This is a genomic window from Streptomyces sp. TAA040 (assembly GCF_000424845.1).
In genome coordinates, this window is sequence record NZ_AUKR01000010.1 from 182,306 (window position 1) to 208,262 (window position 25,957).

General features: G+C 69.5%; 23 protein-coding genes and 2 tRNA genes. 14 read left to right on the forward strand and 11 right to left on the reverse strand.

All coding sequences use genetic code 11. The features are described from left to right. Positions 1-62: 62 nt before the first annotated feature. Entirely contained in the window at positions 63-386 is a 324-nt protein-coding gene (gene trxA / locus H300_RS0111000; RefSeq protein WP_028427474.1) for a thioredoxin, read from the forward strand. Positions 387-488: 102 nt separating this feature from the next. On the opposite strand, the gene H300_RS0111005 is transcribed toward trxA, so the two are convergent. The 9 genes from H300_RS0111005 to rpmH form a co-directional block, all read right to left on the reverse strand. Next, positions 489-1,106, reverse strand: coding sequence for a GNAT family N-acetyltransferase (locus H300_RS0111005; protein ID WP_028427475.1), 618 nt, complete (start codon positions 1,104-1,106; stop codon positions 489-491). A gap of 47 nt (positions 1,107-1,153) precedes the next feature. Next, positions 1,154-2,350 carry a ParB/RepB/Spo0J family partition protein gene (locus H300_RS0111010; protein ID WP_028427476.1) on the reverse strand — a complete coding sequence of 399 codons (1,197 nt, stop codon included), beginning with the start codon at positions 2,348-2,350 and terminating at the stop codon, positions 1,154-1,156. Next, positions 2,347-3,399 carry an AAA family ATPase gene (locus tag H300_RS0111015; protein ID WP_078515898.1) on the reverse strand — a complete coding sequence of 351 codons (1,053 nt, stop codon included), beginning with the start codon at positions 3,397-3,399 and terminating at the stop codon, positions 2,347-2,349. The genes H300_RS0111010 and H300_RS0111015 overlap by 4 nt, the downstream gene beginning before the upstream one ends. A gap of 321 nt (positions 3,400-3,720) precedes the next feature. Next, positions 3,721-4,464 (reverse strand): 16S rRNA (guanine(527)-N(7))-methyltransferase RsmG, encoded by a 744-nt coding sequence (rsmG, locus tag H300_RS0111020; protein WP_028427478.1) that lies wholly within the window; start codon positions 4,462-4,464, stop codon positions 3,721-3,723. After that, positions 4,461-4,964: a R3H domain-containing nucleic acid-binding protein gene (locus H300_RS0111025; RefSeq protein WP_028427479.1), complete on the reverse strand. Its 504-nt coding sequence runs from the start codon at positions 4,962-4,964 to the stop codon at positions 4,461-4,463. Before H300_RS0111025 ends, rsmG begins: the two co-directional genes overlap by 4 nt. A 13-nt stretch (positions 4,965-4,977) precedes the next feature. After that, entirely contained in the window at positions 4,978-6,105 is a 1,128-nt protein-coding gene (gene yidC, locus H300_RS0111030; protein ID WP_028427480.1) for a membrane protein insertase YidC, read from the reverse strand. 3 nt (positions 6,106-6,108) lie between these two features. Next, positions 6,109-6,396 (reverse strand): membrane protein insertion efficiency factor YidD, encoded by a 288-nt coding sequence (gene yidD, locus H300_RS0111035; protein ID WP_028427481.1) that lies wholly within the window; start codon positions 6,394-6,396, stop codon positions 6,109-6,111. Next, the gene (rnpA, locus tag H300_RS30065; RefSeq protein WP_078515899.1) at positions 6,393-6,761 is read right to left on the reverse strand and encodes a ribonuclease P protein component; all 369 of its coding nucleotides are present in this window, start codon (positions 6,759-6,761) and stop codon (positions 6,393-6,395) included. The genes yidD and rnpA overlap by 4 nt, the downstream gene beginning before the upstream one ends. A 24-nt stretch (positions 6,762-6,785) precedes the next feature. Continuing rightward, a complete protein-coding gene (gene rpmH, locus H300_RS0111045) occupies positions 6,786-6,923 on the reverse strand; it encodes a 50S ribosomal protein L34 (protein ID WP_028427482.1) in 138 nt (45 codons plus the stop codon). A 572-nt stretch (positions 6,924-7,495) separates the two neighbouring features. On the opposite strand from rpmH, the gene dnaA reads away from it, so the two are divergent. The 11 genes from dnaA (at position 7,496) to H300_RS26275 (ending at position 22,588) form a co-directional block, all read left to right on the forward strand. Then, positions 7,496-9,376, forward strand: coding sequence for a chromosomal replication initiator protein DnaA (dnaA, locus tag H300_RS0111050; RefSeq protein ID WP_028427483.1), 1,881 nt, complete (start codon positions 7,496-7,498; stop codon positions 9,374-9,376). A gap of 1,109 nt (positions 9,377-10,485) precedes the next feature. After that, complete coding sequence (gene dnaN, locus H300_RS0111055; RefSeq protein WP_028427484.1) at positions 10,486-11,616, forward strand: DNA polymerase III subunit beta; 1,131 nt, start codon at positions 10,486-10,488, stop codon at positions 11,614-11,616. 191 nt (positions 11,617-11,807) lie between these two features. Next, positions 11,808-12,686, forward strand: coding sequence for a phosphogluconate dehydrogenase (NAD(+)-dependent, decarboxylating) (gnd, locus tag H300_RS0111060; RefSeq protein ID WP_028427485.1), 879 nt, complete (start codon positions 11,808-11,810; stop codon positions 12,684-12,686). A 51-nt stretch (positions 12,687-12,737) separates the two neighbouring features. Beyond that, positions 12,738-13,895 (forward strand): DNA replication/repair protein RecF, encoded by a 1,158-nt coding sequence (gene recF / locus H300_RS0111065; protein ID WP_028427486.1) that lies wholly within the window; start codon positions 12,738-12,740, stop codon positions 13,893-13,895. 140 nt (positions 13,896-14,035) lie between these two features. Then, positions 14,036-14,521: a DciA family protein gene (locus H300_RS0111070; protein WP_051269942.1), complete on the forward strand. Its 486-nt coding sequence runs from the start codon at positions 14,036-14,038 to the stop codon at positions 14,519-14,521. 296 nt (positions 14,522-14,817) lie between these two features. Continuing rightward, positions 14,818-16,929, forward strand: coding sequence for a DNA topoisomerase (ATP-hydrolyzing) subunit B (gyrB, locus tag H300_RS0111075; RefSeq protein WP_028427488.1), 2,112 nt, complete (start codon positions 14,818-14,820; stop codon positions 16,927-16,929). Positions 16,930-16,990: 61 nt separating this feature from the next. After that, positions 16,991-19,597: a DNA gyrase subunit A gene (gene gyrA / locus H300_RS26270; RefSeq protein WP_037979897.1), complete on the forward strand. Its 2,607-nt coding sequence runs from the start codon at positions 16,991-16,993 to the stop codon at positions 19,595-19,597. Positions 19,598-19,699: 102 nt separating this feature from the next. Then, a complete protein-coding gene (locus tag H300_RS0111085) occupies positions 19,700-20,212 on the forward strand; it encodes a DUF3566 domain-containing protein (RefSeq protein WP_028427489.1) in 513 nt (170 codons plus the stop codon). Positions 20,213-20,283: 71 nt separating this feature from the next. Beyond that, positions 20,284-20,357, forward strand: a tRNA-Ile gene (locus H300_RS0111090). Between the two features lie 237 nt (positions 20,358-20,594). Further along, complete coding sequence (locus tag H300_RS32345) at positions 20,595-20,729, forward strand: DLW-39 family protein (protein ID WP_486583698.1); 135 nt, start codon at positions 20,595-20,597, stop codon at positions 20,727-20,729. 419 nt (positions 20,730-21,148) lie between these two features. After that, positions 21,149-22,588 (forward strand): hypothetical protein, encoded by a 1,440-nt coding sequence (locus H300_RS26275; protein WP_158678350.1) that lies wholly within the window; start codon positions 21,149-21,151, stop codon positions 22,586-22,588. Positions 22,589-22,639: 51 nt separating this feature from the next. Here the strand turns inward: H300_RS26275 and H300_RS0111105 are convergent, their stop codons facing one another. Further along, positions 22,640-24,175, reverse strand: coding sequence for a serine/threonine-protein kinase (locus H300_RS0111105; protein ID WP_028427490.1), 1,536 nt, complete (start codon positions 24,173-24,175; stop codon positions 22,640-22,642). A gap of 58 nt (positions 24,176-24,233) precedes the next feature. Beyond that, entirely contained in the window at positions 24,234-24,782 is a 549-nt protein-coding gene (locus H300_RS0111110) for a transcriptional regulator (protein ID WP_028427491.1), read from the reverse strand. A 127-nt stretch (positions 24,783-24,909) separates the two neighbouring features. Here H300_RS0111110 and H300_RS0111115 point away from each other — a divergent pair. Together H300_RS0111115 and H300_RS30080 are read left to right on the forward strand one after the other, a co-directional pair. Then, positions 24,910-24,982: transfer RNA gene (locus H300_RS0111115), tRNA-Ala, on the forward strand. Positions 24,983-25,663: 681 nt separating this feature from the next. Next, a partial coding sequence (locus H300_RS30080; RefSeq protein WP_199779172.1) for a transposase family protein occupies positions 25,664-25,957 on the forward strand: 294 nt, incomplete at its 3' end.

Genomic DNA, 25,957 nt, shown 5'->3' on the forward strand with positions numbered 1-25,957 from the left:
TGATGCAGACCGCCTCGCCCCCACTGTTCCATTTCCGCCCCATCCCTACAGAGGAGTAACCCATGACCACCGTGACCGCCACCGACGCTGACTTCGACAGCGTGGTCCTGAAGAGCGACAAGCCCGTCCTGGTGGACTTCTGGGCGGCCTGGTGCGGCCCATGCCGTCAGATCGCACCGTCGCTGGAAGCCATCTCAGACGAGCAGGCCGAGAAGATCACTGTCGTCAAACTCAACATCGATGAGAACCCGGCCATCGCTGCCAAATACGGCATCATGTCGATCCCGACGATGAACGTCTACCAGGGCGGCGAGGTCGTGAAGACGATTGTCGGCGCGAAGCCCAAGGGAGCCATCGAGCGCGAGCTGGCCGAGTTCATCAGCTGAGTGCGCTGTGGTTTCACGTGAAACGGGCCGCCCCTCGGGCGGCCCGTTTCACGTTGCCCGGTCCGCTCTTCTTGTCTCGACAGGGCTCCCGTTCCCACACGCCTACAACGGGCGGAGCACGGGGTCCTTGTGCACAGCGCCGAGGAACTGTCCCAGCGCCCGTTCCATGTCTTCCTTCCAGGACACCACCGTCCTCAGCTCCAGACGCAACCGGGGATGCCGTGGGTGCGGTCGTACGGTCTTGAAGCCAACGCTGAGCAGATGCTGGGCGGGCAGCACGCAGGCCGGCTGGTCCCAGCGGACCTCGGCGAACGCCTCGACTGCTTTGAAGCCCCGGCCCAGTAGGTCTTTGGCCACGGTCTGCACCAGCACGCGTCCGAGCCCCTGTCCCTGTGACATGGGCAGTAGTCGTGCCGTGATCAACTGCACCGCGTCCGGGGACACCGGGCTGGTCGGAAACGCCAGCGAACCCGGCACGTACGCCGGCGGCGCGTACAGCACATACCCGACGGGCTCCTCATCCAGATAGAGGATCCGTCCGCAGGAACCCCACTCAAGCAGCACTGCTGAGATCCATGCCTGCTTCTCCCGCCCCGCGCGGCCGGTCTGCACAGCAGTCCTCGCCCTGACCGGGTCGAGTTCCCAGAAAACGCACTCACGGCACTGCTGGGGAAGATCGGAAAGGTTGTCCAAGGTGAGGGAGACAAGCTGGCGCCCCATGGAACCATCGTATCCATGGGGCGTCAGCCGTGGGGGAGTCCTGGACGCTAGTCGGTGCCCGGCGCGTCCTCAGATGCCGGTCCCCCTCCTGGTTCCTCTTCGCTGAGTCGCTGCTCAAGCACCCGGCCCTCGCCAGGCGCGAGCTGTCCCAGAATCCGTTCCAGATCGTCTATCGAGGCGAACTCCACGACGATCTTCCCCTTCTTCTGCCCCAGGTCCACCTTCACTCTGGTCTCGAAACGGTCCGACAGCCGGCCGGCCAGGTCGTCGAGTGCGGGTGATACCCGCTTGCCCGCTCGTGGCCCCTTGACCTTGCCTGGCGGGGTCTCAGTCCTACGCAGCGTGAGGATCTCCTCCACCGCCCGGACCGACAGACCCTCCGCGACGATGCGGTGCGCCAGGTGGTCCTGCTCCTCCGGCTCGTCCACCGACAGCAGCGCCCGAGCATGCCCGGCGGAGAGGACACCGGCCGCCACCCGCCGCTGCACCGCGCCGGAAAGGCGGAGCAGCCGCAATGTGTTCGAGACCTGCGGACGCGAGCGTCCGATCCGGTCGGCCAACTGGTCGTGCGTGCAGTTGAAGTCCTTCAACAACTGGTCGTACGCGGCCGCTTCTTCCAGGGGATTCAGTTGCGCCCGGTGCAGGTTCTCCAGCAGCGCGTCGAGCAGGAGCTTGTCGTCGTCCGTCGCCCGGATGATCGCCGGAATGGCTTCCAGGCCGGCATCCCGACAGGCGCGCCAACGACGTTCGCCCATGATGAGCTCGTAGCGCCCCGGCTCGAGTTGCCGCACCACCACGGGTTGCAGCAGCCCGACCTCTCGGATCGAGGTGACCAACTCGGCCAGCGCATCCTCGTCGAAGACCTCACGGGGCTGCCGCGGGTTCGCGGTGACCGAGTCGATCGGAATCTCGGCGAAGTGCGCTCCGGCAACCGCTGCCATGTCCCCCCGGCCGTCCGCTCCCGGCGCCGGCACCCACTCCTCGTCCACCGAGGCGCCCCCCGCAGGCTCGGCGGCTGTGCTCGCCGCGTCCCGAGCTGGGGCCTCGTCCTCGATTGCGGGCTTCAGCAGCGGGGCGACTCTCGCGCCTGCGGTACCTCGTCCCGAGGTGAGAAGGGGCACAGCGGAAGGGGATACCGAGGCTGTCTCGCCGCCCCCCACCCCGGAGCTCTCCTCGGAGGAGCCCGGCGCCGCCGGGATCAGCGCCCCGAGTCCTCGGCCCAGGCCCCTACGTCGTTCACTCACTGCGTCCCCTCCACCATGCTGTGCTGATCCTGTGAAACGCCGACGCCTCGCAGCGCCATCTCCCGGGCGGCCTCCAAGTAGGAGAGTGCGCCGCTGGAACCGGGATCGTATGTCAGTACCGTCTGCCCGTAGCTGGGAGCTTCCGAGATGCGTACGGACCGCGGGATGTTCGTCCTCAGCACTTCCTTGCCGAAGTGCGTGCGGACCTCGTCGGCAACCTGGGACGCCAGCCGAGTCCGGCCGTCGTACATGGTCAGCAGGATCGTCGAGACGTGCAGCTCGGGGTTGAGGTGCCCCTTGACGAGCTCCACGTTCCTGAGCAACTGGCCGAGACCTTCCAGCGCGTAGTACTCGCACTGGATCGGAATGACCACCTCGGCCCCGGCCACCAGGGCGTTCACGGTCAGCAGGCCGAGAGATGGCGGGCAGTCGATCAGGATATAGTCCAGCGGCTGTTCATAGGCGCTGATCGCCCGCTGTAGTCGGCTCTCCCGAGCGACCAGGGACACCAACTCGATCTCCGCGCCGGCAAGATCGATGGTGGCGGGCGCACAGAAGAGCCCTTCCACATCCGGCACCGGCTGCACCACGTCCGAGAGCGGTTTGCTCTCCACCAGCACGTCGTAGATGGAAGGAATCTCGGAGTGGTGATCGATCCCCAGGGCCGTGGAGGCGTTGCCCTGCGGATCGAGGTCCACCACCAGCACGCGGGCGCCGTGCAGCGCCAGCGAGGCAGCCAGATTCACCGTGGTGGTGGTCTTGCCGACTCCACCCTTCTGGTTCGCGACCACCATCACCCGCGTCCGTTCGGGGCGTGGCAAGCCCTCGCCAGCCCGGTTCATGGCTTCGACGGCTTGCTGGGCGGCACGACCAATGGGCGTGTCATCCATGGGTGGTGGCGTCTCACGAGCCTCACGCGTTTCACGTGAAACATCCGCTACTTCAGAACGGGGGCCGGGGACCGGTTCAGCAATCGGTCCTGCGGTGTTGGCATCGGACCGCAACGGTTCACTCTCCTCGAATGGCTGCGCAGACTCAAAGCCTGCCATGCTTCCGGGGCGGCGAACCACTGAGCCCCGCCTACCTGTGGACGAATCCTCAGGTGTGGACAACTCCACAGAGCGGGTCTCACTCTTCGAGTTCTTGCGGTCGCACGACGCGGCTGCCGCGCGACCACGGCTGATGATTCCATGCAGCAGGGAGCGACGTTTCACGTGAAACACGATGCACCTGCTGAGCCGCACCCCGGGGACGACACTCCGCGATGCGCAGCTTTGCCGTTTTTATGGAGTAACGACAGCAGACCCGACACGAGACGACGACACTGGGCGGGGCCGGTGTCCTCACCCGCCCCGCCCAGTGGTGCACCTTCAGCGCCGCCTACGACCTCTCGTACGGTCCGCGCTCGCCGCCTTGGCCCGCTTCGCCGCGAACCTGACGCCGCCGGGACTCTCTCCTACCTCGGCACGGACCACGGTCGCTGCCGGCTCGACACGTCCGACACCGGCCTGGACGACCGAGGTGCTCCTCACTCCAAGCTTCTGCAGGGCCGCCCTGGCGGCTTGCAGCTCCGCCTCGGCCGTGTCCCCCTTCAGTGCCAGCATCTCCCCGTAAGGACGCAGGAGCGGCACACCCCAGCCGGCCAACCGATCCAGCGGCGCCACCGCACGCGCTGTGACCACATGGACGGGCGGCAAAGTACCCAGGACCTCCTCCGCTCGCCCGCGTACCACTGTCACGTGGTCGAGGCCGAGCAGGTCCACTGCTTCCTGGAGGAAGTTCGTCCGACGGAGCAGGGGCTCCAGCAGGGTGATCTTCAGGTCCGGCCGCACCAGGGCGAGCGGGATGCCGGGCAGCCCCGCGCCGGAACCGACATCGCAGACGGTGACTCCCTCGGGTACTACTTCGGAAAGGACAGCACAGTTCAGCACATGCCTGCCCCAGAGCCGCGGCACCTCACGCGGACCGATCAGACCACGCCGCACTCCGGCCTCGGCCAGAAGTTCGGCGTAGCGGATCGCATCCGGCAGGCGCTCTCCGAAGATCTCCTGTGCCACTTCCGGCGCGGGAGCCAACTCTTCCGCTGCGGCCGGATCACCATGATCGGCTGTCACGGCAGCACGACCACGCAGCGCTGCGGTTCCTCGCCCTCGGACTCGCTGCGCTGGCCGGCGGTCGCGACGGCGTCGTGGACGACCTTCCGCTCGAAGGGCGACATCGGCTGCAGCTTGACCGACTCACCGCTGCTCTTGGCATCCTCCGCAGCTTTGGCGCCCAGCTTCGAGAGCTCCTCGCGCTTCTGAGCACGGAAGCCCGCGATGTCCAGCATCAGGCGGCTACGGTCTCCGGTCTCCCGGTGCACCGCCAACCGGGTCAGCTCCTGCAGGGCCTCCAGGACCTCGCCATCCCGACCGACCAGCTTCTGCAGGTCTCTGGTGCCGGAGTCGCTCACGATGGAGACCGCCGCACGGTCGGCCTCGACGTCCATGTCGATATCCCCGTCCAGGTCGGCGATGTCGAGCAGTTCCTCAAGGTAGTCAGCCGCGATCTCACCTTCCTGCTCCAGGTGGGACAGGGTGTCGGTGCCCTCAGCGGCTTCGGTCGTGTCCGTCACTGATGGACTCCCTCTACTTCTTGGTCCTTGCGGACTGCGGCTTCTTCTTGCCCTGCTGTGCCTTCTTGCCCGGCTGGGGCTCGGCAGTTCCGTTCCCGGTCACGGCCTCGGAGGTAGGCCCCTGCTTGGACTGCTGGCCACCCTGACCGCTCTGCTTCGGCTTGGCGGGGCCGGGCTTGGTGGTCGAGGTCCGCGGCGGCTGCCCGGTCGGGTTCTGCCGCTTGGCCTTCGGCTGTCGCTTGGGCTGCACCCGATTGGCGCGTGCGGCCTCCACCGCCTGCTTCGCCTCGACCTCTTCGGGATCGTCCACCAGCTTGCCCTTGGCCCGGAGCCGATCCTGGCGCTGCTTGTAGGCGAGCGAACCGGGGGTCGGGTTGCGCTTGATGATGAACATCTGCTGGCCGAGGGTCCAGAGGTTCGTGGTCAGCCAGTAGATCAGGACACCGACGGGGAAGTTGATACCGAAGACGGCGAACATGATCGGGAAGACGTACATCAGCAGCTTCTGCTGCTGCATGAACGGGGTCTTGACTGTCAGGTCGACGTTCTTCGTCATCAGCTGGCGCTGTGTGTAGAACTGCGACAGCGACATCAGCACGATCATGATGACCGTGACGACCCGGACCTGGCCGAGCGAAGCGTCGGCGAGAGAAGCGACCTTCTCGGCCCCGTCCATGAACTTCGCCGCGATGGGTGCGCCGAAGATGTGGGCGTTACGGGCGCTCTCCACCTGCTCGGCGTCCAGCACGCCGACGGGCTTGTTCTGAGCGATCTTGTTCAGCACCTGGAAGAGCGCGATGAAGAAGGGCGACTGGGCCAGGATCGGAAGGCAGCTGGAGAGCGGGTTGGTCCCGGTCTCCTTGTACAGCTTCATCATCTCTTCGGACTGACGCTGCTTGTCGCTCTTGTAGCGCTCCTGGATCGCCTTCATCCGCGGCTGGAGCGCCTGCATGTTCCGGGTCGCCTTGATCTGCTTGACGAACAGCGGGATCAGGCAGATTCGGATCAGCACCACCAGGAAGACGATGGACAGACCCCACGCCCAACCGCTGTCCTCGTCGAAGACAAGGCTCAGCAGGCTGTGGAACTGGACGATGATCCAGGAAACAGCGTTGTACAGAGGACCGAGGATCGTGTCCACGAATCAGGCTCCTTGGGCGTTGGACTGGGTCCGATGCAGCCGGCGGCCACGCAGCCGCTGATGCCAGACCGGGTGCTTCCGGGCAGGAACATGGTCGACGCCACCTGGCGACCATGGATTGCAGCGCAGGATGCGCCAAGCGGTCAGGGCCGTGCCCTTCACCGCGCCGTGGCGGTCGACGGCCTGGTACCCGTAGTGCGAGCACGACGGGTAGTACCGGCACACCGGCCCGAGCAACGGGCTGATGGTCCACTGGTAGAGCTTGATCAACCACAACAGCGGGTACTTCACGGCGGCGACCCTCCAAGCAGCCGATGCAGCGCGGCATCGAGGTCGCGGGCCAGCTCGTGGTGGTCCGCCTCTCCCGCACCGGGCAGCGCGCGTATGACCACCAGGCTACCGGCGGGCAGCAGGGCCAGCCGATCGCGTACCAGATGCCGTAGACGCCGTTGCACACGGTTGCGGACCACCGCGTTTCCGATGGCCTTGCTCACGACGAAACCCGCGCGCGGCAGGGGAGGTGTCTCCCCTGCCGCGCGCGGGTCCCTGGCCGTGCGCAGATGGACGACGAGAAGCGGGCGTCCTGCCCGGCGTCCCCGCCGTACCGCGATCGCGAAGTCCTCGCGCCGCCTCAGCCGGTACTCGGTAGGCAGCACGTCATGGACCTGTGGTCAGGCTGCTCAGGCCGACAGACGGGCGCGGCCCTTGGTACGACGGCTCGCGACGATGGCGCGGCCGGCGCGGGTCCGCATGCGCAGCCGGAAGCCGTGGGTCTTCGCGCGGCGGCGGTTGTTCGGCTGGAAGGTGCGCTTGCTCACTCGGGGGCTCCAGGAATGCTTGCGTCTCTGACTGAGACTCGTGTGGGGCGTCGAATGGCTGTCACCGTGCGCCCACGAGAAGCTCGCAACGCCCGAGTGCACCGCTTTCTTGATCTCGCGTGGGTGACTCGGAGATCTTTGCCCATCGGAGGCAGGCGGCAGCAGCCATCGACAACTCGACCTGTTTACGGTACGCGCGGTTACGCCATCCGGTCAAACCGGTGCTCCCCGAGCGTCCCGGTACAGACCGGTCGCCGCACCGCACTGTACGGAACCGGCGCGCCGGCCGTCACGCGGGGTCGCAAGCCCCCTGACCCCCCACCCGGGTGCGGTGCGAACGGCGGTGGCGCACCGTCCTCGGCCGTACGTCCCGTCCGGAGCGGACGGAGCGGACGCCCGGCCGCGGACGTTCCGCCGTCCCGGCATGGCACATCTGTGCACACCCTGTGGACAACAACTTGAGGTGGTCGTCTCGCGGCGACTACCGTGGCCCGACTTCGATTCATTCCGTGCCGTCCCAAGACCGCACTTTCGTGAAATGTGTCCCACCAGCGAGTGAGAGAGCGTGCCCTGTGGCTGACGTACCTGCCGATCTTGCCGCAGTGTGGCCCCGGGTGCTGGACCAACTGCTCAGCGACGGGCAGGGAATCGAGGCCAAGGACCAGCGCTGGCTGCGTGACTGCCAGCCCCTGGTGCTGGTTTCGGGCACCGCTCTCCTCGGAGTGCCGAACGAGTACGCCAAGGGGGTGCTGGAGGGCCGACTCTCCCAGCACATCGGCGACGCGCTCAGCCGGGAGTGCCAGCAGCCCATCCGCCTGGCCGTCACGGTGACCGGTCCGGCTACCGAACCGGCACCGCAGCCCGCCGCACCGGGCGGGGACCCGCACGGCCCGGCTCCGCAGCAGCAACCGCCGCACCGCCAGCCGCCGCACCGGTACGAGGACCAGCGCTACGACGCCCGGCGTGAGGAGCAGCGGCACGAGGACGGACGCTACGACGGGCCCCGGCACGAGGATTCGCCGCGCTACGAGGACAAGCACTACGGCGACCGCTACGACGCACCGCGCGAGCAGCGCGAGCTGCCCTCCGCTCGGCCCGCCTACCCCGACTACCCGCACGCCCCCCAGCCGCACCACCGGCACCAGCAGGGCCATCCCGGCCCGCAGGGCTCGGGGTGGTCACGGCAGCCGGAGGGCGAGGCCTGGCCGCCGGCGCGGGAGCCCTACCCCCCGCAGGCCGGGTACGGCGGATACGACGGCTACGACGCGTACGACGGCCGGGGGCAGTCCGGCTACGACCGGCGACCGCCCCGGCAGCCGCCGTCCCCGCGGTTCGACGAGCCGCCGCAGCTCCCGGCACCCAGCGGAGCGCCCGGTCCGCTCGCCGCCCAGCCGGCCCCGGCCACCGGCCCCGGCGAACCCACGGCGCGGCTCAACCCGAAGTACCTCTTCGACACCTTCGTCATCGGCGCCTCCAACCGCTTCGCGCACGCCGCGGCGGTGGCGGTCGCCGAAGCACCGGCCAAGGCGTACAATCCGCTCTTCATCTACGGTGAATCTGGGCTCGGAAAGACGCACCTGCTGCACGCGATCGGGCACTACGCCCGCAGCCTCTACCCCGGCACCCGGGTGCGGTACGTCAGCTCGGAGGAGTTCACCAACGAGTTCATCAACTCCATCCGGGACGGCAAGGCGGACGCCTTCCGCAAGCGGTACCGGGACATGGACATCCTGCTGGTCGACGACATCCAGTTCCTCGCGAGCAAGGAGTCGACGCAGGAGGAGTTCTTCCACACCTTCAACACCCTGCACAACGCCAACAAGCAGATCGTGCTGTCCAGCGACCGGCCGCCCAAGCAACTGGTCACCCTGGAGGACCGGCTGCGCAACCGCTTCGAGTGGGGCCTGATCACCGACGTCCAGCCGCCCGAGCTGGAGACCAGGATCGCGATCCTGCGCAAGAAGGCCGTACAGGAGCAGCTCAACGCGCCGCCCGAGGTGCTGGAGTTCATCGCCTCGCGGATCTCCCGCAACATCCGCGAGCTGGAGGGCGCCCTGATCCGGGTCACCGCCTTCGCCAGCCTGAACCGCCAACCGGTCGACCTGGGACTGACCGAGATCGTGCTCAAGGACCTGATCCCCGGGGGAGAGGACGCCACCCCGGAGATCACCGCGCCCGCCATCATGGCCGCGACCGCCGACTACTTCGGACTCACCGTGGACGACCTCTGCGGATCCTCGCGCAGCCGGGTGCTGGTCACCGCCCGCCAGATCGCGATGTACCTCTGCCGGGAGCTCACCGATCTCTCGCTGCCGAAGATCGGCGGGCAGTTCGGCGGCCGCGACCACACGACGGTGATGCACGCGGACCGGAAGATCAGGGCCCTGATGGCCGAGCGGCGGTCCATCTACAACCAGGTCACCGAGCTGACCAACCGCATCAAGAACGCCTGAGCCGCCCCCGCACCCCCTCGGCCCCCACGCCGACTGTGCCACTCGCGCACCCGCGCCCGCCACAGTCGGTCATCGTCCTCGTCCTCGTCATCGTCCGCGGACGAGGCGAAGGGCGGGAGCCCCCGCAGGCCGCCACTCGTCGCCCCGACCCGACCCGACCCGACCGCGCGTCACGGCCGTGGGCCGGGCGTCGCCCGGCCCACGGCCGTGACTGCACCCGAGCGGCCCGCAGCGTGTCCCCGCGTCCCCGGTATCCCGACCGTGCCGTTGCCGGCACGATCCCTCGGAACCCCCACCTGAGCCGACGGCGCCGACGGACGCGCCCACTCGCTCCTCGGCCGATCGGCGGAGGGCTTCCAGCTCTCGGATCGCCCCCGGCCCAGCTCCCGGGCTCTCCTCGCTGTTCGAATCCGGAGCCCGTGCGGCAGTTTTTCCACAGATCGGCCGCCAGTCGCCGGTCCACACCCTGGGGACCGGAAAGTTGTCCCGAAAGCCTCCACAGGTGCACCGGATGCGACATGATCTTCCCAGTTCAGGACCCTGTGGATGTGTGCACAAAAACAATCCACAAGCTGTGGACAAAAACGGAGGCGTCAACTCCGGTCCGAGGTTTTCCACACTCCACCCACAGGGAGTGGCCAGTTGTACACAGCTTCTCCACAGCCCTGTCCACTGTTCGGCAAGTCGACGCGCCCTCTCACCGGGTCGAGTGAAAGGCGTCACACCGGGGTGCCGGGTTGGCCTGTTGAGAACCCGGGTAAATCTGGGGACGCCGCTGTGGGAAACAGGGGTCGCCCTGTGCACGGTCCGTGCAGAACTTTCGGCTGTCCACAGAAAGGTCCGCTCCGTCCACCGCTGCGCCCACAGGACCGGTGGACAAAAAACGGGGCCTGACCTGCGCATATTCGGTTATCCACCGAATCCACAAGCCCTACTACTACGACTACACAGTGAGAGAGCGAGGACAGGTTCGAAGTGGGGCCTGTGCACAACTCGGTGCTTCGGAGTCCTACCCACGCGGTGACGACTTGACCCCGAGCCGCACGAGCTGTCAGTCCGGTAGGTCAGACTGGACCCCGGCAACCAGCAACAGCAGGAGGCGGCTGAAGGTGAAGATCCGGGTAGAGCGCGATGTACTGGCGGAGGCGGTGGCTTGGGCGGCCAAGAGCCTGCCCGCCCGTCCGCCGGTGCCGGTCCTCGCGGGCCTGCTGCTGAAGGCGGAGGAGGGCTCGCTGAGCCTCTCCGGGTTCGACTACGAGGTCTCGGCGCGGGTCTCGGTCGAGACCGAGGTGGAGGAGAGCGGCACGGTCCTGGTTTCCGGCAAGCTCCTCGCCGACATCTGCCGGTCGCTGCCGAACCGACCGGTGGAGATCTCCACCGACGGCGTCCGGGTGACAGTGGTCTGCGGCTCCTCACGGTTCACGCTGCACACCCTGCCCGTGGAGGAGTACCCGGCGCTGCCGGAGATGCCCGAGGCGACCGGCACGGTCCCCGGTGAGGTCTTCGCCGCGGCCGTCTCGCAGGTGGCCATCGCCGCCGGCCGGGACGACACCCTCCCGGTGCTCACCGGCGTGCGGATCGAGATCGAGGGGGACACCGTCACCCTCGCTTCCACCGACCGCTACCGCTTCGCGGTCCGCGAGTTCCTGTGGAAGCCGGAGAACGCGGAGACCTCCTCGGTGGCGCTCGTCCCCGCCAAGACGCTGCTCGACACCGCCAAGGCGCTGAGCAGCGGGGAACACGTCTCCCTCGCCCTGTCGGGCTCCGGCTCCGGGGAGGGACTGATCGGCTTCGAGGGCGCCGGCCGCCGGACGACCACGCGGCTGCTCGAGGGCGACCTGCCCAAGTACCGCACGCTCTTCCCGACCGAGTTCAACTCGGTCGCGCTGATCGAGACGGCGCCCTTCGTCGAGGCGGTGAAGCGCGTCGCGCTGGTGGCTGAGCGGAACACTCCGGTCCGGCTCAGCTTCGAGCAGGGCGTGCTCATCCTGGAAGCGGGTTCGAGCGACGACGCACAGGCTGTGGAGCGGGTGGACGCCCAGCTCGACGGCGACGACATCTCCATCGCCTTCAACCCCGGGTTTCTCCTGGAGGGACTGAGCGCGATCGACTCCCCGGTCGCCCAGCTGTCCTTCACCACCTCCACGAAGCCCGCACTGCTCAGTGGCCGGGCGGCGCTCGACGCCGAGGCGGACGACGCGTACAAGTACCTGATCATGCCGGTCCGGCTGAGCGGCTGAGCGGCTGCGGGGTGGGGCGCCGCCCGAACGTTCCGCAACCGGTGGAACGGCATTCCGAGCGGTCGGCCCCACAGATGTGCGCGCGTGGTCCGGCGTAGGCTCGGGGCCGGGCGGCCGCCCCGCAGAGCTGTAGCGGAACACCAGTCGAACCCCGCGTCGTAACCGCGTGGAACAGGAAGAAAGGCCCACTGATGAAGCTCGGTCTCATCGGTCTCGGCAAGATGGGCGGCAACATGCGCGAGCGCATCCGTCGCGCAGGCCACACCGTCGTCGGCTACGACCGCAACCCCGGCCTGGCCGACGTCCACAGCCTGCGGGAGTTGGTGGACTCCCTGCCCGCCCCCCGGGTGGTGTGGGTGATGGTCCCGTCCGGCGAGGCGACCCAGTCGACCATCGATGAGCTGGCCGAGCTGCTCTCCCCGGGGGACGTCGTCGTGGACGGCGGCAACTCCCGCTGGACGGCCGACGAGAAGCACGCCACGGAGCTCGCGGCGCAGCACGTCGGCTTCGTCGACTGCGGTGTCTCCGGCGGCGTCTGGGGCCTGGAGAACGGCTACGCGCTCATGTACGGCGGCGAGGCCGAGCACGTGGCGCGGGTGCAGCCGGTGTTCGACGCCCTGAAGCCGCCCGGCGAGTTCGGTGCGGTGCACGCGGGCAGGGTCGGCGCGGGCCACTTCGCGAAGATGGTCCACAACGGCATCGAGTACGCCATGATGCAGGCCTTCGCCGAGGGCTGGGAGCTGCTGGAGGCCGCCGACTCGGTGACGGACGTCCGCGAGGTCTTCCGCTCCTGGCAGGAGGGCACGGTCATCCGTTCCTGGCTGCTCGACCTGGCGGTCAACGCGCTGGACGACGACGAGCACCTGGCGGATCTGCGCGGCTTCGCCCAGGACTCCGGAGAGGGCCGCTGGGCGGTCGAGGCTGCCATCGACAAGGCGGTGCCGCTCCCGGCGATCACGGCCTCGCTGTTCGCCCGCTTCGCGTCCCGGCAGGACGACTCGCCGCAGATGAAGATGATCGCGGCACTGCGCAACCAGTTCGGCGGCCACGCCGTGCAGAACACGAAGTAGGCAACCAGCGGCCGGCGACGGTCCGGTCCGGAGAGGTCCGCGCAAGCAGTCATGCACGTCACGCATCTCTCGCTGGCCGACTTCCGCTCGTACGCCCGGGCGGAGGTGCCGCTCGAAGCGGGTGTCAGCGTCTTCGTCGGGCCGAACGGCCAGGGCAAGACCAACCTCGTCGAGGCGGTCGGCTACCTGGCCACGCTGAGCAGCCACCGGGTCTCCTCGGACGCGCCGTTGGTGCGGATGGGTGCCGAACGTGCCGTGGTGCGGGCGGCGGTGGCCCAGGACGACCGGCAGCAACTGGTCGAGCTGGAGCTGAACCCGGGCCGGGCCAACCGGGCCAGGATCAACCGCTCCTCCCAGGTCCGGCCGCGCGACGTGCTGGGGATCGTCCGCACGGTGCTGTTCGCCCCGGAGGACCTGGCGCTCGTCAAGGGCGATCCCGGCGAGCGCCGCCGCTTCCTGGACGAGCTGATCACCGCCCGCTCGCCGCGGATGGCGGGGGTCAGGTCGGACTACGACCGGGTGCTCAAGCAGCGCAACACGCTGCTGAAGTCGGCGGCGATGGCCCGCCGGCACGGCGGCCGGTCGATGGACCTGTCCACGCTGGACGTCTGGGACCAGCATTTGGCGCGTGCCGGGGCCGAACTGCTCGCCCAGCGGCTGGACCTGATCACCGCGCTGCAACCGCTGGCGGACAAGGCGTACGAGCAACTGGCCTCCGGCGGGGGCGTGGTCTCGCTCGGGTACCGCAGTCCAGCGGGCGAGGGCAGCCGCGAGGAGTTGTACGCACGCCTCCTCGGCGCGCTCGCGGAGGCGCGCAAGCAGGAGATCGAGCGCGGGGTGACGCTGGTCGGTCCGCACCGCGACGACTTGCTGCTGGAGCTGGGCGGCATGCCGGCGAAGGGGTACGCCAGCCACGGCGAGTCCTGGTCGCTCGCCCTCGCGCTGCGGCTGGCATCCTACGACCTGCTGCGCGGCGAGGGCCCAGGCCAACTCGTGTCCGCCGGGGAAGGCGGTCGGCGGGCGGGCGAGCCGGTGCTGGTGCTGGACGACGTGTTCGCCGAGCTGGACGCCCGCCGGCGCGAGCGCCTCGCGGAGCTGGTGGCGCCGGGCGAGCAGGTGCTGGTGACGGCGGCCGTGCCGGAGGACGTGCCCGGGGTGCTGTCCGGGACCCGGTACCGGGTTTCGGAGGGGGAGGTGGTCCGCACGTGAACGCCCCCTTCCCCGGCGCTCCCGGTGATTCCGCCGGGTCCGGTTCGGGCGACCCCGCCCCCCGCGTCGCACCGTCCGGCCGCGAGGCGGACGACCGCGACCCGGCGGCACCGGGTCGGCCGGAGCCGGAGTCCTCCGGGGTGGACCTGGCACGAGTGGCGCTGCGGGCCGCGAAGGAGCAGGCGAGGGCCCGGGGCACGTCCGGCCGGCAGCGGCGGCAGACCGGACGGGTCGGGCTGCGCTCGGGGGCCCGCCGGGACGGGCGGGACCCGCTGCCGCTGAGTTCGGCGATCGAGCGGCTGAAGACCGAGCGGGGCTGGGAGATGCCGATGGCGGTGGGCGGTGTGATGGGCCGCTGGCCGCAGATCGTCGGACCGGCGAACGCGGAGCACTGCCGACCGGAGACGTACGACGAGGAGCAGCGGGTGCTCTCGGTGCGCTGCGACTCGACGGCGTGGGCGACGCAGCTCCGGATGCTCGCGCCGCAGTTGGTGCGACGGCTGAACGAGGATCTTGGCGAGGGCACCGTCAAGCTCCTCAAGGTGCTGCCCCCCGGCGGTCCGCCGCGCCGCTACGGGCGGCTGCGCGCCCCGGGGAGTACCGGACCGGGCGACACGTACGGCTGACCAGGCACGATGCCGGGTCCGGCGACTGCTGTGGCAGAGGTGTCCGGCCGCGTCGGCAGTGACTCCGCTCACGGTGACGGGCGGTTGACAGCCGGAAGCGCTGAGCGCCGTCGTGAGCCACTTGGAGCCCCTGGGCGCATATGGGGAGTCGGCGGACGCAGGTTCAGGGCGGCACATGCGGACTCAGGCACCGGCAAAGCCCCATTGTTGTCGGCTGTACAGGTAGACTGGAGGCATCCGCCGTAGGCGGACCCAGTCGAACGACGCAGCCGCTCCCGTGCCTGGGGAGACGGCTTGTGCTGTGCCAGAAAGGGCGCTTCGTGGCCGATTCCGGCAACCCCAACGAGAATGTCCCGTCCAACGCCGCCACCTCGGGCGATGCTCCCGTTCCGGGGGACGCCGCAGGCCCGGATGCAGCCGTGGCACCGGTGGGCGAGGAGTCGTACAACGCCAGCCAGATCACGGTGCTGGAGGGCCTGGACGCCGTACGCAAGCGGCCGGGCATGTACATCGGTTCGACCGGTGAACGCGGTCTGCACCACCTGGTGTACGAGGTGGTCGACAACTCGGTCGACGAGGCCCTGGCGGGGCACGCGGACACCATCGACGTCACGATCCTCCCCGACGGCGGCGTCCGGGTCTCCGACAACGGGCGCGGAATCCCGGTGGACATCGTCGCCTCGGAGGGTCGGCCGGCCGTCGAGGTGGTGCTCACCGTACTGCACGCGGGCGGCAAGTTCGGTGGTGGCGGCTACGCCGTCTCCGGCGGTCTGCACGGGGTCGGCGTCTCGGTCGTGAACGCGCTCTCGCAGCGGGTCGCGGTGGAGATCCGGCGCAACGGCCACCGGTGGACCCAGGAGTACAAGCTCGGGGCGCCGACCGCACCGCTGCAGAAGCACGAGGCGACGGACGACTCCGGCACCACGCTGACCTTCTGGGCCGACGGCGACATCTTCGAGACCACCGAGTACGCCTTCGAGACCCTCTCGCGGCGCTTCCAGGAGATGGCCTTCCTCAACAAGGGCCTGACCATCTCGCTGACGGACGAGCGGGCGGCCGCGAAGCAGACCGCCGGCGCGGACACCGCGACCTCCGACGACGAGGACCAGGCGCGTACGGTCACGTACCACTACGAGGGCGGCATCTCCGACTTCGTGCGGCACCTGAACTCGCGCAAGGGCGAGCCCGTCCACCCCTCCGTGATCGACCTGGAGGCGGAGGACAAGGAGCGGATGCTCTCGCTGGAGATCGCGATGCAGTGGAACACCCAGTACACCGAGGGTGTGTACAGCTTCGCGAACACCATCCACACGCATGAGGGCGGCACCCACGAGGAGGGCTTCAGGGCGGCGCTGACCGGCCTGGTCAACCGGTACGCGCGGGACAAGAAACTGCTCCGGGAGAAGGACGACAACCTGACCGGCGAGGACATCCGCGAGGGCCTGACGGCGATCATCTCGGTCAAGCTGGGCGAGCCGCAGTTCGAGGGGCAGACGAAGACCAAGCTGGGCAACACCGAGGCGAAGACCTTCGTCCAGCGGGTGGTGCACGAACACCTGACGGACTGGCTGGACCGGAACCCCAACGAGGCCACCGACATCATCCGCAAGGCCATCCAGGCGGCGACGGCCCGGGTCGCGGCCCGCAAGGCGCGTGACCTCACCCGCCGCAAGGGGTTGCTGGAGACGGCCTCGCTGCCCGGCAAGCTGTCCGACTGCCAGTCGAACGACGCCACCAAGTGCGAGATCTTCATCGTGGAGGGCGACTCCGCGGGCGGTTCGGCGAAGTCCGGCCGTGACCCGCAGTACCAGGCCATCCTGCCGATCCGGGGCAAGATCCTCAACGTCGAGAAGGCGCGGATCGACAAGGTGCTGCAGAACACCGAGGTCCAGGCGCTGATCTCGGCCTTCGGCACCGGTATCCACGAGGACTTCGCCATCGAGAAGCTCCGCTATCACAAGATCATTCTGATGGCGGACGCCGACGTCGACGGACAGCACATCAACACCCTGCTGCTGACCCTGCTGTTCCGCTTCATGCGGCCACTCGTCGAGGCCGGGCACGTGTACCTCTCGCAGCCGCCGCTCTACAAGATCAAGTGGAGCCGGGACGACCACAGTTACGCCTACTCCGACCGGGAGCGCGACCAGCTCATCGCGCTCGGGCGCGAGCAGGGCAAGCGGATCAGGGACGACTCGGTGCAACGGTTCAAGGGTCTCGGCGAGATGAACGCCGAGGAACTGCGGACGACCACCATGGACAGCGAACTCCGGGTGCTGCGCCAGGTCACCATCGACGACGCCGCCGCGGCCGACGATCTGTTCTCGATCCTGATGGGTGAGGACGTGGAATCGCGACGCGGGTTCATCCAGCGCAACGCCAAGGACGTCCGCTTCCTCGACATCTGAGTCGGCCCGTCACCTCCGCAGGCGCGGGGGAACCGGCTTCCAGAAAGGGTTTTTGAACAGCATGGCCGACGAGATCATTCCGCAGAGCCCCGACGGGCCCGCCCAGGTCGAGGGCGTCGCCCTCCGGGTCGAGCCGGTGGCGCTGGAAACCGAGATGCAGCGCTCGTACCTCGACTACGCGATGAGCGTCATCGTCTCGCGTGCCCTGCCCGACGTGCGGGACGGCCTCAAGCCCGTCCACCGCCGGGTGCTGTACGCGATGTACGACGGTGGGTACCGGCCGGAGAAGGGCTTCTACAAGTGCGCCCGCGTGGTCGGCGACGTGATGGGTACGTACCACCCGCACGGTGACTCCTCCATCTACGACGCCCTGGTGCGGCTCGCCCAGCACTGGTCGATGCGGATGCCGCTGGTCGATTCGAACGGCAACTTCGGTTCGCCGGGCAACGACCCGGCCGCCGCCATGCGGTACACCGAGTGCAAGATGGCGCCGCTGGCGATGGAGATGCTCCGGGACATCGACGAGGAGACCGTCGACTTCCAGGACAACTACGACGGCCGGAACCAGGAGCCGACGGTTCTGCCGGCGAGGCTGCCGAACCTGCTGGTCAACGGCTCGGCCGGGATCGCGGTCGGGATGGCCACCAACATCCCGCCGCACAACCTGCGGGAGGTGGCGGCCGGCGCCCAGTGGTTCCTGGAGAACCCGGAGGCCTCGAACGACGAGCTGCTGGACGCCTTGCTGGCCCGCATCAAGGGCCCGGACTTCCCCAGCGGCGCGCTGGTGGTGGGGCGCAGCGGCATCGAGGACGCCTACCGCACCGGACGCGGCTCGATCACCATGCGCGCGGTGGTGGAGGTGGAGGAGATCCAGGGCCGGCAGTGCCTGGTGATCACCGAACTGCCGTATCAGGTGAATCCGGACAACCTGGCGCTGAAGATCGCCGACCTGGTGAAGGACGGCCGGGTCGGCGGCATCGCCGACGTGCGGGACGAGACCAGCTCGCGCACCGGCCAGCGGCTGGTCGTGGTGCTGAAGCGGGACGCGGTCGCCAAGGTCGTGCTGAACAACCTGTACAAGCACACCGACCTGCAGACCAACTTCGGTGCCAACATGCTGGCCCTGGTGGACGGCGTGCCGCGCACCCTGTCGCTGGATGCCTTCATCCGCAACTGGGTGACGCACCAGGTCGACGTGATCGTCCGGCGCACCACCTACCGGCTGCGCAAGGCCGAGGAGCGGGCGCACATCCTGCGCGGACTCCTCAAGGCCCTGGACGCGATCGACGAGGTCATCGCGCTGATCCGGCGCAGCCAGACGGTGGACGAGGCGCGCGGCGGCCTGATCGGGCTGCTGGAGATCGACGAGATCCAGGCGAACGCCATCCTGGAGATGCAGCTTCGCCGGCTCGCCGCGCTGGAGCGGCAGAAGATCACCGCGGAGCACGACGAACTCCAGGCCAAGATCGACGAGTACAACGCGATCCTCGCCTCCCCCGCTCGGCAGCGTCAGATCATCGGTGCCGAACTCACCACCGTGGTGGACAAGTTCGGTGACGACCGGCGGACGAAGCTGGTGCCCTTCGAGGGCGACATGTCCATCGAGGACCTGATCGCCGAGGAGGACATCGTCGTCACGATCAGCCGCGGCGGCTATGTCAAGCGCACCAGGACGGACGACTACCGTGCCCAGAAGCGCGGCGGGAAGGGGGTGCGCGGCGCGAAGCTGCGGGAGGACGACATCGTCAACCACTTCTTCGTCTCCACCACGCACCACTGGCTGCTGTTCTTCACCAACAAGGGCCGCGTCTACCGCGCGAAGGCGTACGAACTCCCCGACGCGGGCCGGGACGCCCGGGGGCAGCACGTCGCGAACCTGCTCGCCTTCCAACCGGACGAGGAGATCGCCCAGATCCTCGCGGTGCGCGACTACCAGGCCGTGCCCTACCTGGTGCTGGCGACGAAGTCGGGCCTGGTGAAGAAGACACCGCTGAGGGACTACGACTCGCCGCGAGCCGGCGGGGTCATCGCGATCAATTTGCGTCAGATGCACGACGGTCGCGACGACGAGCTGATCGGCGCCGAACTCGTCTCCTCCGAGGACGACCTGCTGCTGGTCAGCCGGAAGGCGCAGTCGATCCGGTTCACCGCGACGGACGAGGCGCTCCGCCCGATGGGCCGGGCGACGTCCGGGGTCAAGGGCATGAGCTTCCGCGAGGACGACGAGTTGCTCTCGATGAATGTGGTCCGGACGGGTACCTTCGTCTTCACCGCGACTGACGGCGGGTACGCGAAGCGCACGAACGTGGACGAGTACCGCGTCCAGGGCCGCGGTGGCCTGGGCATCAAGGCCGCCCGGATCGTGGAGGACCGCGGTTCCCTGGTCGGCGCGTTGGTGGTTGAGGAGACTGATGAGATCCTTGCCATCACGCTCGGCGGTGGTGTGATCCGCACGCGGGTCAACGGGGTCCGGGAGACCGGTCGTGACACCATGGGCGTTCAGCTGATCAACCTCGGCAAGCGGGACGCCGTCGTCGGTATCGCACGCAACGCCGAGGCGGGCCGCGAGGCCGAGGAAGTGGATGCCGTGGAGTCCGACGGGGACGCCACGGTCGCGGCACAGGATGCGGACGCGGCAACTGCCACGGCCACGGACAACGAGGAGTAAGTCGTGAGCGGGACCACGGGCAGCGCGGAGCCGGGCAGCGCCCGTGGTCCGTCCGCCGCCGAAGCGCGACAGCAGGGCGAATCCCACCGTCGGGGAACAACGATGACCGGTGCTCAGCCCCATCAGCCGCACCATCCGCCCCAGGCCTATCCCACGCCCGGTCCGCAGGCTCCCCCGCCGGCGGGCCAGGGGAAGGGCGAGGACGCCGTCCGCCGTGCGCGTACCGGTGCGCGCACGGTGCCCCGGACGCGCAAGGCGCGGCTGCGGGTGGCGAAGGCCGATCCGTGGTCGGTGATGAAGGTCAGCTTCCTGCTCTCCATCGCCCTCGGTGTGTGCACCGTGGTCGCGGTGGCGGTGCTGTGGATGGTGATGGACGCCATGGGCGTCTTCTCCACCATCGGCCAGACGATAAGCCAGGCGACCGAGTCCGCGGACGGCGGCGGTTTCGAGCTGGAGACCTTCCTCTCGCTGCCGCGGGTGCTGGTGTTCACGTCGATCATCGCGGTGATCGACGTGGTGCTGGCGACCGCTCTGGCGACGTTGGGAGCGTTCATCTACAACATCTCGGCGGGCTTCGTGGGCGGCGTCGAGCTGACCCTGGCGGAGGACGAGTAACCGCTGCCCTCAGCGCCCGGGAACCGATTTTGGGACCAGGGTCGAAGTGCGCTAATCTTGCCGTGCAGCGCGGGGCTATAGCTCAGACGGTTAGAGCGCTTCCCTGATAAGGAAGAGGCCACAGGTTCAAGTCCTGTTAGCCCCACCGCACCGCATCGCCCGGTCTCTCCTCGGAGGGGCTGGGCGATGCGCGTTGCGGGTGCTGTTTCGGACGGGTGGGTGCGGACGGGTGGGTGCGTCCGAAAAGGTGGTCCTCCACCGGGCCTGGGCGGTGGTGCCGGGTGTGTCCGGGGCGACTGCTTTTCGGCACCGCCGAGTTGGGTATCATCGGGCGCCAGACGACCCGACGTCTTACGAGACTCACGAAAGACGAGGTAACGCCGTGAAGAAGCTCCTCCTGGTCGCCCTGGCCGCTGTCGGCGGGCTCCTCGTGTACCGACAGGTCCAGGCGGACCGTGCCGAGCAGGACCTCTGGACGGAAGCCACCGACTCCGTCCCCGCCGACCCGACCGTCTGAGGTCTGCGTCCCCCGTCGACCGCACCGCTGCGTCGGTGCCCCGGCGACGATCCCCGACCGTGCAGGAGCCCCGGCCCCGGCCGGGGCTCCTGCACGTCACGGCCGGGTCGGTGTTGCAGGACCGTGACGACGCCGCTCTTGTAGTGTGCACGCGCAAACTTGAACGGTGCCTACCGGGGCAGCCGACGCCCCGGGCGCTCTGTCGGGTCGCGCTCGGCCGACGCTTCGGGCGGGTACGGGAGAGCCGTCCGCGCCGGGGCCGCCGGCCGTCCCGGTGGCAACGGCCTCCGGGGACCGCGCCGGATGGGGCAGGATGGTCCGGTGGTGGTCGCGACCGCCACCGGAGCTGCGGGGAGACGGCGGGCGACGGGCCGCGGGTCCGAGGGTGCCGCACGGCGGAGACCACGAGGGGGCGCGCGGTGACGTGGCGAAGGAACAGGACGGAGGCCCGGTTCGCCGTCGCCGCAACGGCGCTGGGGGCGGCGGCGCTGCTGGCGACGACGACTCCGGCAACGGCGGTCCCGGCTGCGGGGGCGTCACCGCTCGAAGGACGGCCGGTGTCGGCGGGGGCCGGTACCGCGGTGCCGGCCGCCGATCTGCCGGAGTACCGCACGGCCCGGGACGCCGAGCCGATCACGGGGAAGCCGAGCAGCTCCGACGGCCCCGAGCTGGGGCCCGGGTTGTGGACGGACGCCCTCGGGCGGGGTGAGGAGAAGTTCTACAGCGTCGAACTGGACGACGTCTCCACCGTCTACCTCTCCGTGGTCGCAGCCCCCGCGCCCGGTACGAAGGTGGCCCGCTTCGACGACGTGCTGGAGATGGAGCTGACCACCACCGACGGTCAGAAGTGCGACACCGCAGGGAAGGCCTCGTTCGGTGCGGACGGGGTGGCCCACCCGGTCGGCGACTACGCGGCCCGGCGGATCGGCGGCGGGGTCGAGGAGTGCCAGGAGGCCGGCCCGTACCTCTTCTCGGTGAAGCGTGAAGGCAAGGCCACCTCTGACCCGGGCGAGTGGCCGATCGAGCTCGGCCACCTGGTCGAGCCCGGCCTCCAGGGCAGCATCCCGGCACCGCCGGGCGAGGGCAGCTGGAGCACGGACCCGCCCATCCCGCCGGCCGGCAGCGCCCGCCGGGCGCAGGGCGGTACCGGACTGAACGACGCCGCGTCGATCAGCGCAGGGGTGTGGAAGGACAGGCTGCTGCCCGGCGAGACCCGGTTCTACCGGGTGCCGGTGGACTGGGGCCAGCAGCTCTTCGCGACCGCGGAACTCCCCAACGCCCAGGACGAGGACGAGACCTCCTTCCGACTGGTGTCGGAGGGACTCGGCCTCCACCTGTTCAACCCGGCCCGCGCCGAGCTGGTGGACGGCAACTTCGCGTCCTACTCCGGCGAGCAGACGGCGGCCAAGCTGGCGCTGCGGCCGCTCGACTACGGAAACCGCTACGACGACGAGGGCCGGGGCGCGAGCATGGCCGGGTGGTACCACCTGGCCGTGACGCTCCACCCCGACCTCGCCCAGTTCTTCCCCGACGGCACCAACATCACCGTGCGGGTCAACCTCCGCGGGGAGGCGGGCGCCGGGCCGGAGTACGACGGCGATCCCGCTGCGGCGGGCTTCGAGGTGTCTGAGGAGGACCGGAGGGCGGCCGAGCTGGGCCTGAGTGCGGGCGACGCGGTGCCGGGCGGCGCCCGGCGGCTGATCGGGTGGACGGGGATCGGCGCCGGCAGTGTCCTGGTGCTCGGCCTGGCGCTGTGGACGCTGCTCGCGAGGCGGCGGGGCGTACCCGCCGGACACGCCCCGGCGGGTACGGCGCAGCACCTGCCGGGGCCGGGGTACGGACCGCGCGGCGCCGAGTGAGCCGTGGCCCGGCCACACCGTGGGAGGGAACGGCCGGGCAGGGCCGTCCGGTCAGGAGCCGGTGAGGCCCCAGAGACCGACGGCGAAGCAGGCCAGTGCCAGCAGGACCACGGCGACCGCCGCCCGGCGGGACGGCCCCGGCCGTCGCCCGTCCGCGGCCCCGCCGGGGGCACCGTTCGCGGCCCCGCTCGCGGTGGCCGGGGCCGGGTGGCCGTCGGCCGGTGCCGTGAGGCCGTGCCGCGCCGGGTCGGCGTATCCGGGGCTGCCGGGATAGCCGTACGCCCCCGGGCAGCCGTAACCGGGCGGGGTGGCGCCTCCCGGGCCTGCGGGGGGCGTGCTGCCGGAGTGGGCCGCGGGATGGCCGGGCGGGGGGTACCCGGTGTACGGGAGTCCCGCACCGCCGAGGAGTGGGGTCGGGGTCGGCGGGGTTCCCGCTTGCGCACCGCCTCCCGACCGAGCTGCGCCTTCTGCCTGCGCACCGCCTCCCGCCTGCGCCGCTGCTCCCGCCTGTGCCGGGGACGCCTCGTCCGCGTGCGGTCCTCCGGGGGCTTTCGCCCCCGCGGTTCCCGCACCGGCCGTTTCCGAGCCTGCCGCGGGTGCGGGGGGCGCCAGGTGGAAACTGCCGGTCCCGGCCGCTGCCGCCGCTGCCGGTCCGCCACCGGTGCCGTCGGCTCCGTGGGGAGTCTGCGGCTCGTCCGCAGGGTGCGGGCCGCGGGGGCCGTAGCCCGGTGGCAGCGGGCCGATGTGGTCGAAGACCTCCACCGTGTCGGCGGTGAGGGGGAGGGTGCTGTCCTCGGTGAGGAGTTCCACCGCACCGGCGAGCGCCTTGCGCACACCGGTCGCCGTCCGGAACCGGGCGTACGGATCGGGGTGCAGCAGGGTACCCAGCACCTGCCACAGCGGTTCGGGCACGCTGCCCGGCGCGCAGGGTGTCCCCTCGCGGTACGACTCCATCAGGCTCCGGGGGTCCGGCTTCCTCCCGTCGAGCAGGTAGAGCGCCACCAGGCCGACGGCGTAGAGATCCGCGGTGACGTCGGGCTCGGCGCCCAGCATCTGCTCGGGTGCGAAGTAGCCGGGCGTGCCGACCACGTAGTCGGTCTCGGTGAGGCGGGGTTCGCCCTTGCGCATCGCTATGCCGAAGTCCGACAGCCGCAGGTGCGGGCGGCCGGCACCGGTGGCCTCCAGCAGGATGTTCGCCGGCTTGATGTCCCGGTGCACCACGTCCTCGGCGTGCACCGCGCCGAGCCCGGCGAGCAACTGGTCCAGCAGAATGCAGACGAAGGCGGGAGGCAACGGGCCGTAGTCGCTGATCAGGTGGGCCAGTGAGCCGCCGTTGAGCAGGTCCATGGTGAACAGGACCTTGTCGTCGTCGGCGGCCCAGCTCGTCGGGGCCAGCACGTGGGGGTGGTCGATGCGCAGCGCCTGCTCGCGGACGAAGCGCAGTAGTGTGTGCGCGTCGCTCTGCCGGAGGACCTTGGCGGCGACGTACCGCTTGCGGCGGTGGTCCCAGGCGCGCCAGACGGCCCCTGCGCCACCGCGTCCGACCGGATCGACGAGTTCGTACCGCCCGGCGAAGACCTCACCCATGCGCGCGCGCCTGTCCTTCCCCCGGACCGCGCCCGTTGCGCGGCCGCCCGTGTCCCGCTCAGCCCTGGTGCGCCTCGTAGTGCTTCACCGCGTCCGCGGTGCGCCCCGCGCCGTACACCCGGAGGAACTCTGCCAGCTCCGGGTGGCTGTCCGCGAGGGACTGCGAGGCCTCGATGATGTCCTGGGCGTCGGAGATCGCCCGCAGCAGGGACTGGATCTCGCGCACCGCGCGCTTCACGGTCGTCTGCTGCCCGGAGGTCGCGGTCTGGTTCGTACCGCCGAGGACGCTCTGCCCCGCGGTGCGGCGGACCTCCTCCATCCGCTGGGTGGCGTCGGCGGCGCTCACGTGTCCGCCCGCGACCTCCTGGGCCAGCTCCTGGAGCGCCTGCACCCGCTGGACGACGGCGGGGTTGCCGATCTTGGCGCGCTGGCCGCTCATCAGCTGCGAGAGCATCGGCGCGGAGAGCCCGAGCACCGTGGCGAGCCGCGCCTGGTTGAGACCCAGGTCCTCGATGAGCCGACGGAAGAGTGTGCCCAGTGGTTCGCCGTACCAGGCGCTCTGGAGCTCCCGTGCCTTGGCCGTGGAGTCCTGCTGTGTTGCGTCCATCATGTCTCCCCTGAGTCTCCCCTGCTCGCTTCGCGCCAGCGAACTTGCGGAGCATCCTACGGAGGGAGCGTGCACGGGGCGATACCTGGTCGGGATCGGGATTGCGAGCAGGTAGGCTTGGATCGACGGGGCCTTAGCTCAGTTGGTAGAGCGCTGTCTTTGCATGGCAGATGTCAGGGGTTCGACTCCCCTAGGCTCCACATCAGTAGAGGTCCCTTGACCTGCGGAAACGCGAGTCAGGGGACCTCTCTGTGTTTATAACGTCAGCACCGTGGTCATGTGGAGGGCTGGCGGAGCCCGTGGCGGCAAGCAGGAGTCCGAGGTTTTCGAGGACGAGATGGCCGCCGAGCGCTTCCGTGACCTGGTCAACGGACACGGTCAGCAGTGGTCGCCGGGGTGGACCCGAGGTCGCGGCTTTGTTGCGGATCGGCGGCGTGCGGACACCATGTTCGAGCCCTTCGCGCTCGCCTACGTCGACCGCCTCACCGGAATCCAGGGCGACACACGGAGCAAGTACAAGAAGGAGATCCGGGAGAACATGGCTCCCTGGTTCGGTCCGTACTCCGTGGAGGACGGCGAGGGCAGCATCGTCCGAGCGATGGTTCAGGACTGGGTCAACGACCTCGAAGCCGGACGCCTCCCCCCCCTCTCGACCCGCGCGGCCGGAAGCCCCGGACCGCGTATGCGCCGAAGACCGTTCAGAACAAGCACGGTCTCCTCAGCGCGATCATGCAATCCGCCGTCGATGCAGAACCGTCACTGCGGGCGTCCAACCCGTGCGCGAAGACCAGGGCTTCGGCGTAGTTCGATGACGTCCGGTTGCTGACGTCTCACCGGGTTGGTCGGGGTCCGGTACGAAGCAGGCACGGACGTCCGTGATCATGGAGTTCTCTGCGCTCTGTGATCCTGGGAAGCCCGTGCCTGCCGACGCATCATCTCTGATATCGCCCGCGTTTGACCAGCTCAGCCCTCATCCTCCGGCTCTGGGCCGGGACGTGCCCGGCCTGCTGGAGCGGCTGGCGGCGGTCCCGGATCCACGCGATCCGCGAGGAGTACGCCATCCATTGGTGGCGGTGCTCGCGCTGACCGCCTGCGCGGTCCTGGCCGGGGCGAAGTCACTGCTCGCGGTGAGTGAATGGGTAGCAGACGCCCCACCGGCCGTGCTCGAACGCCTC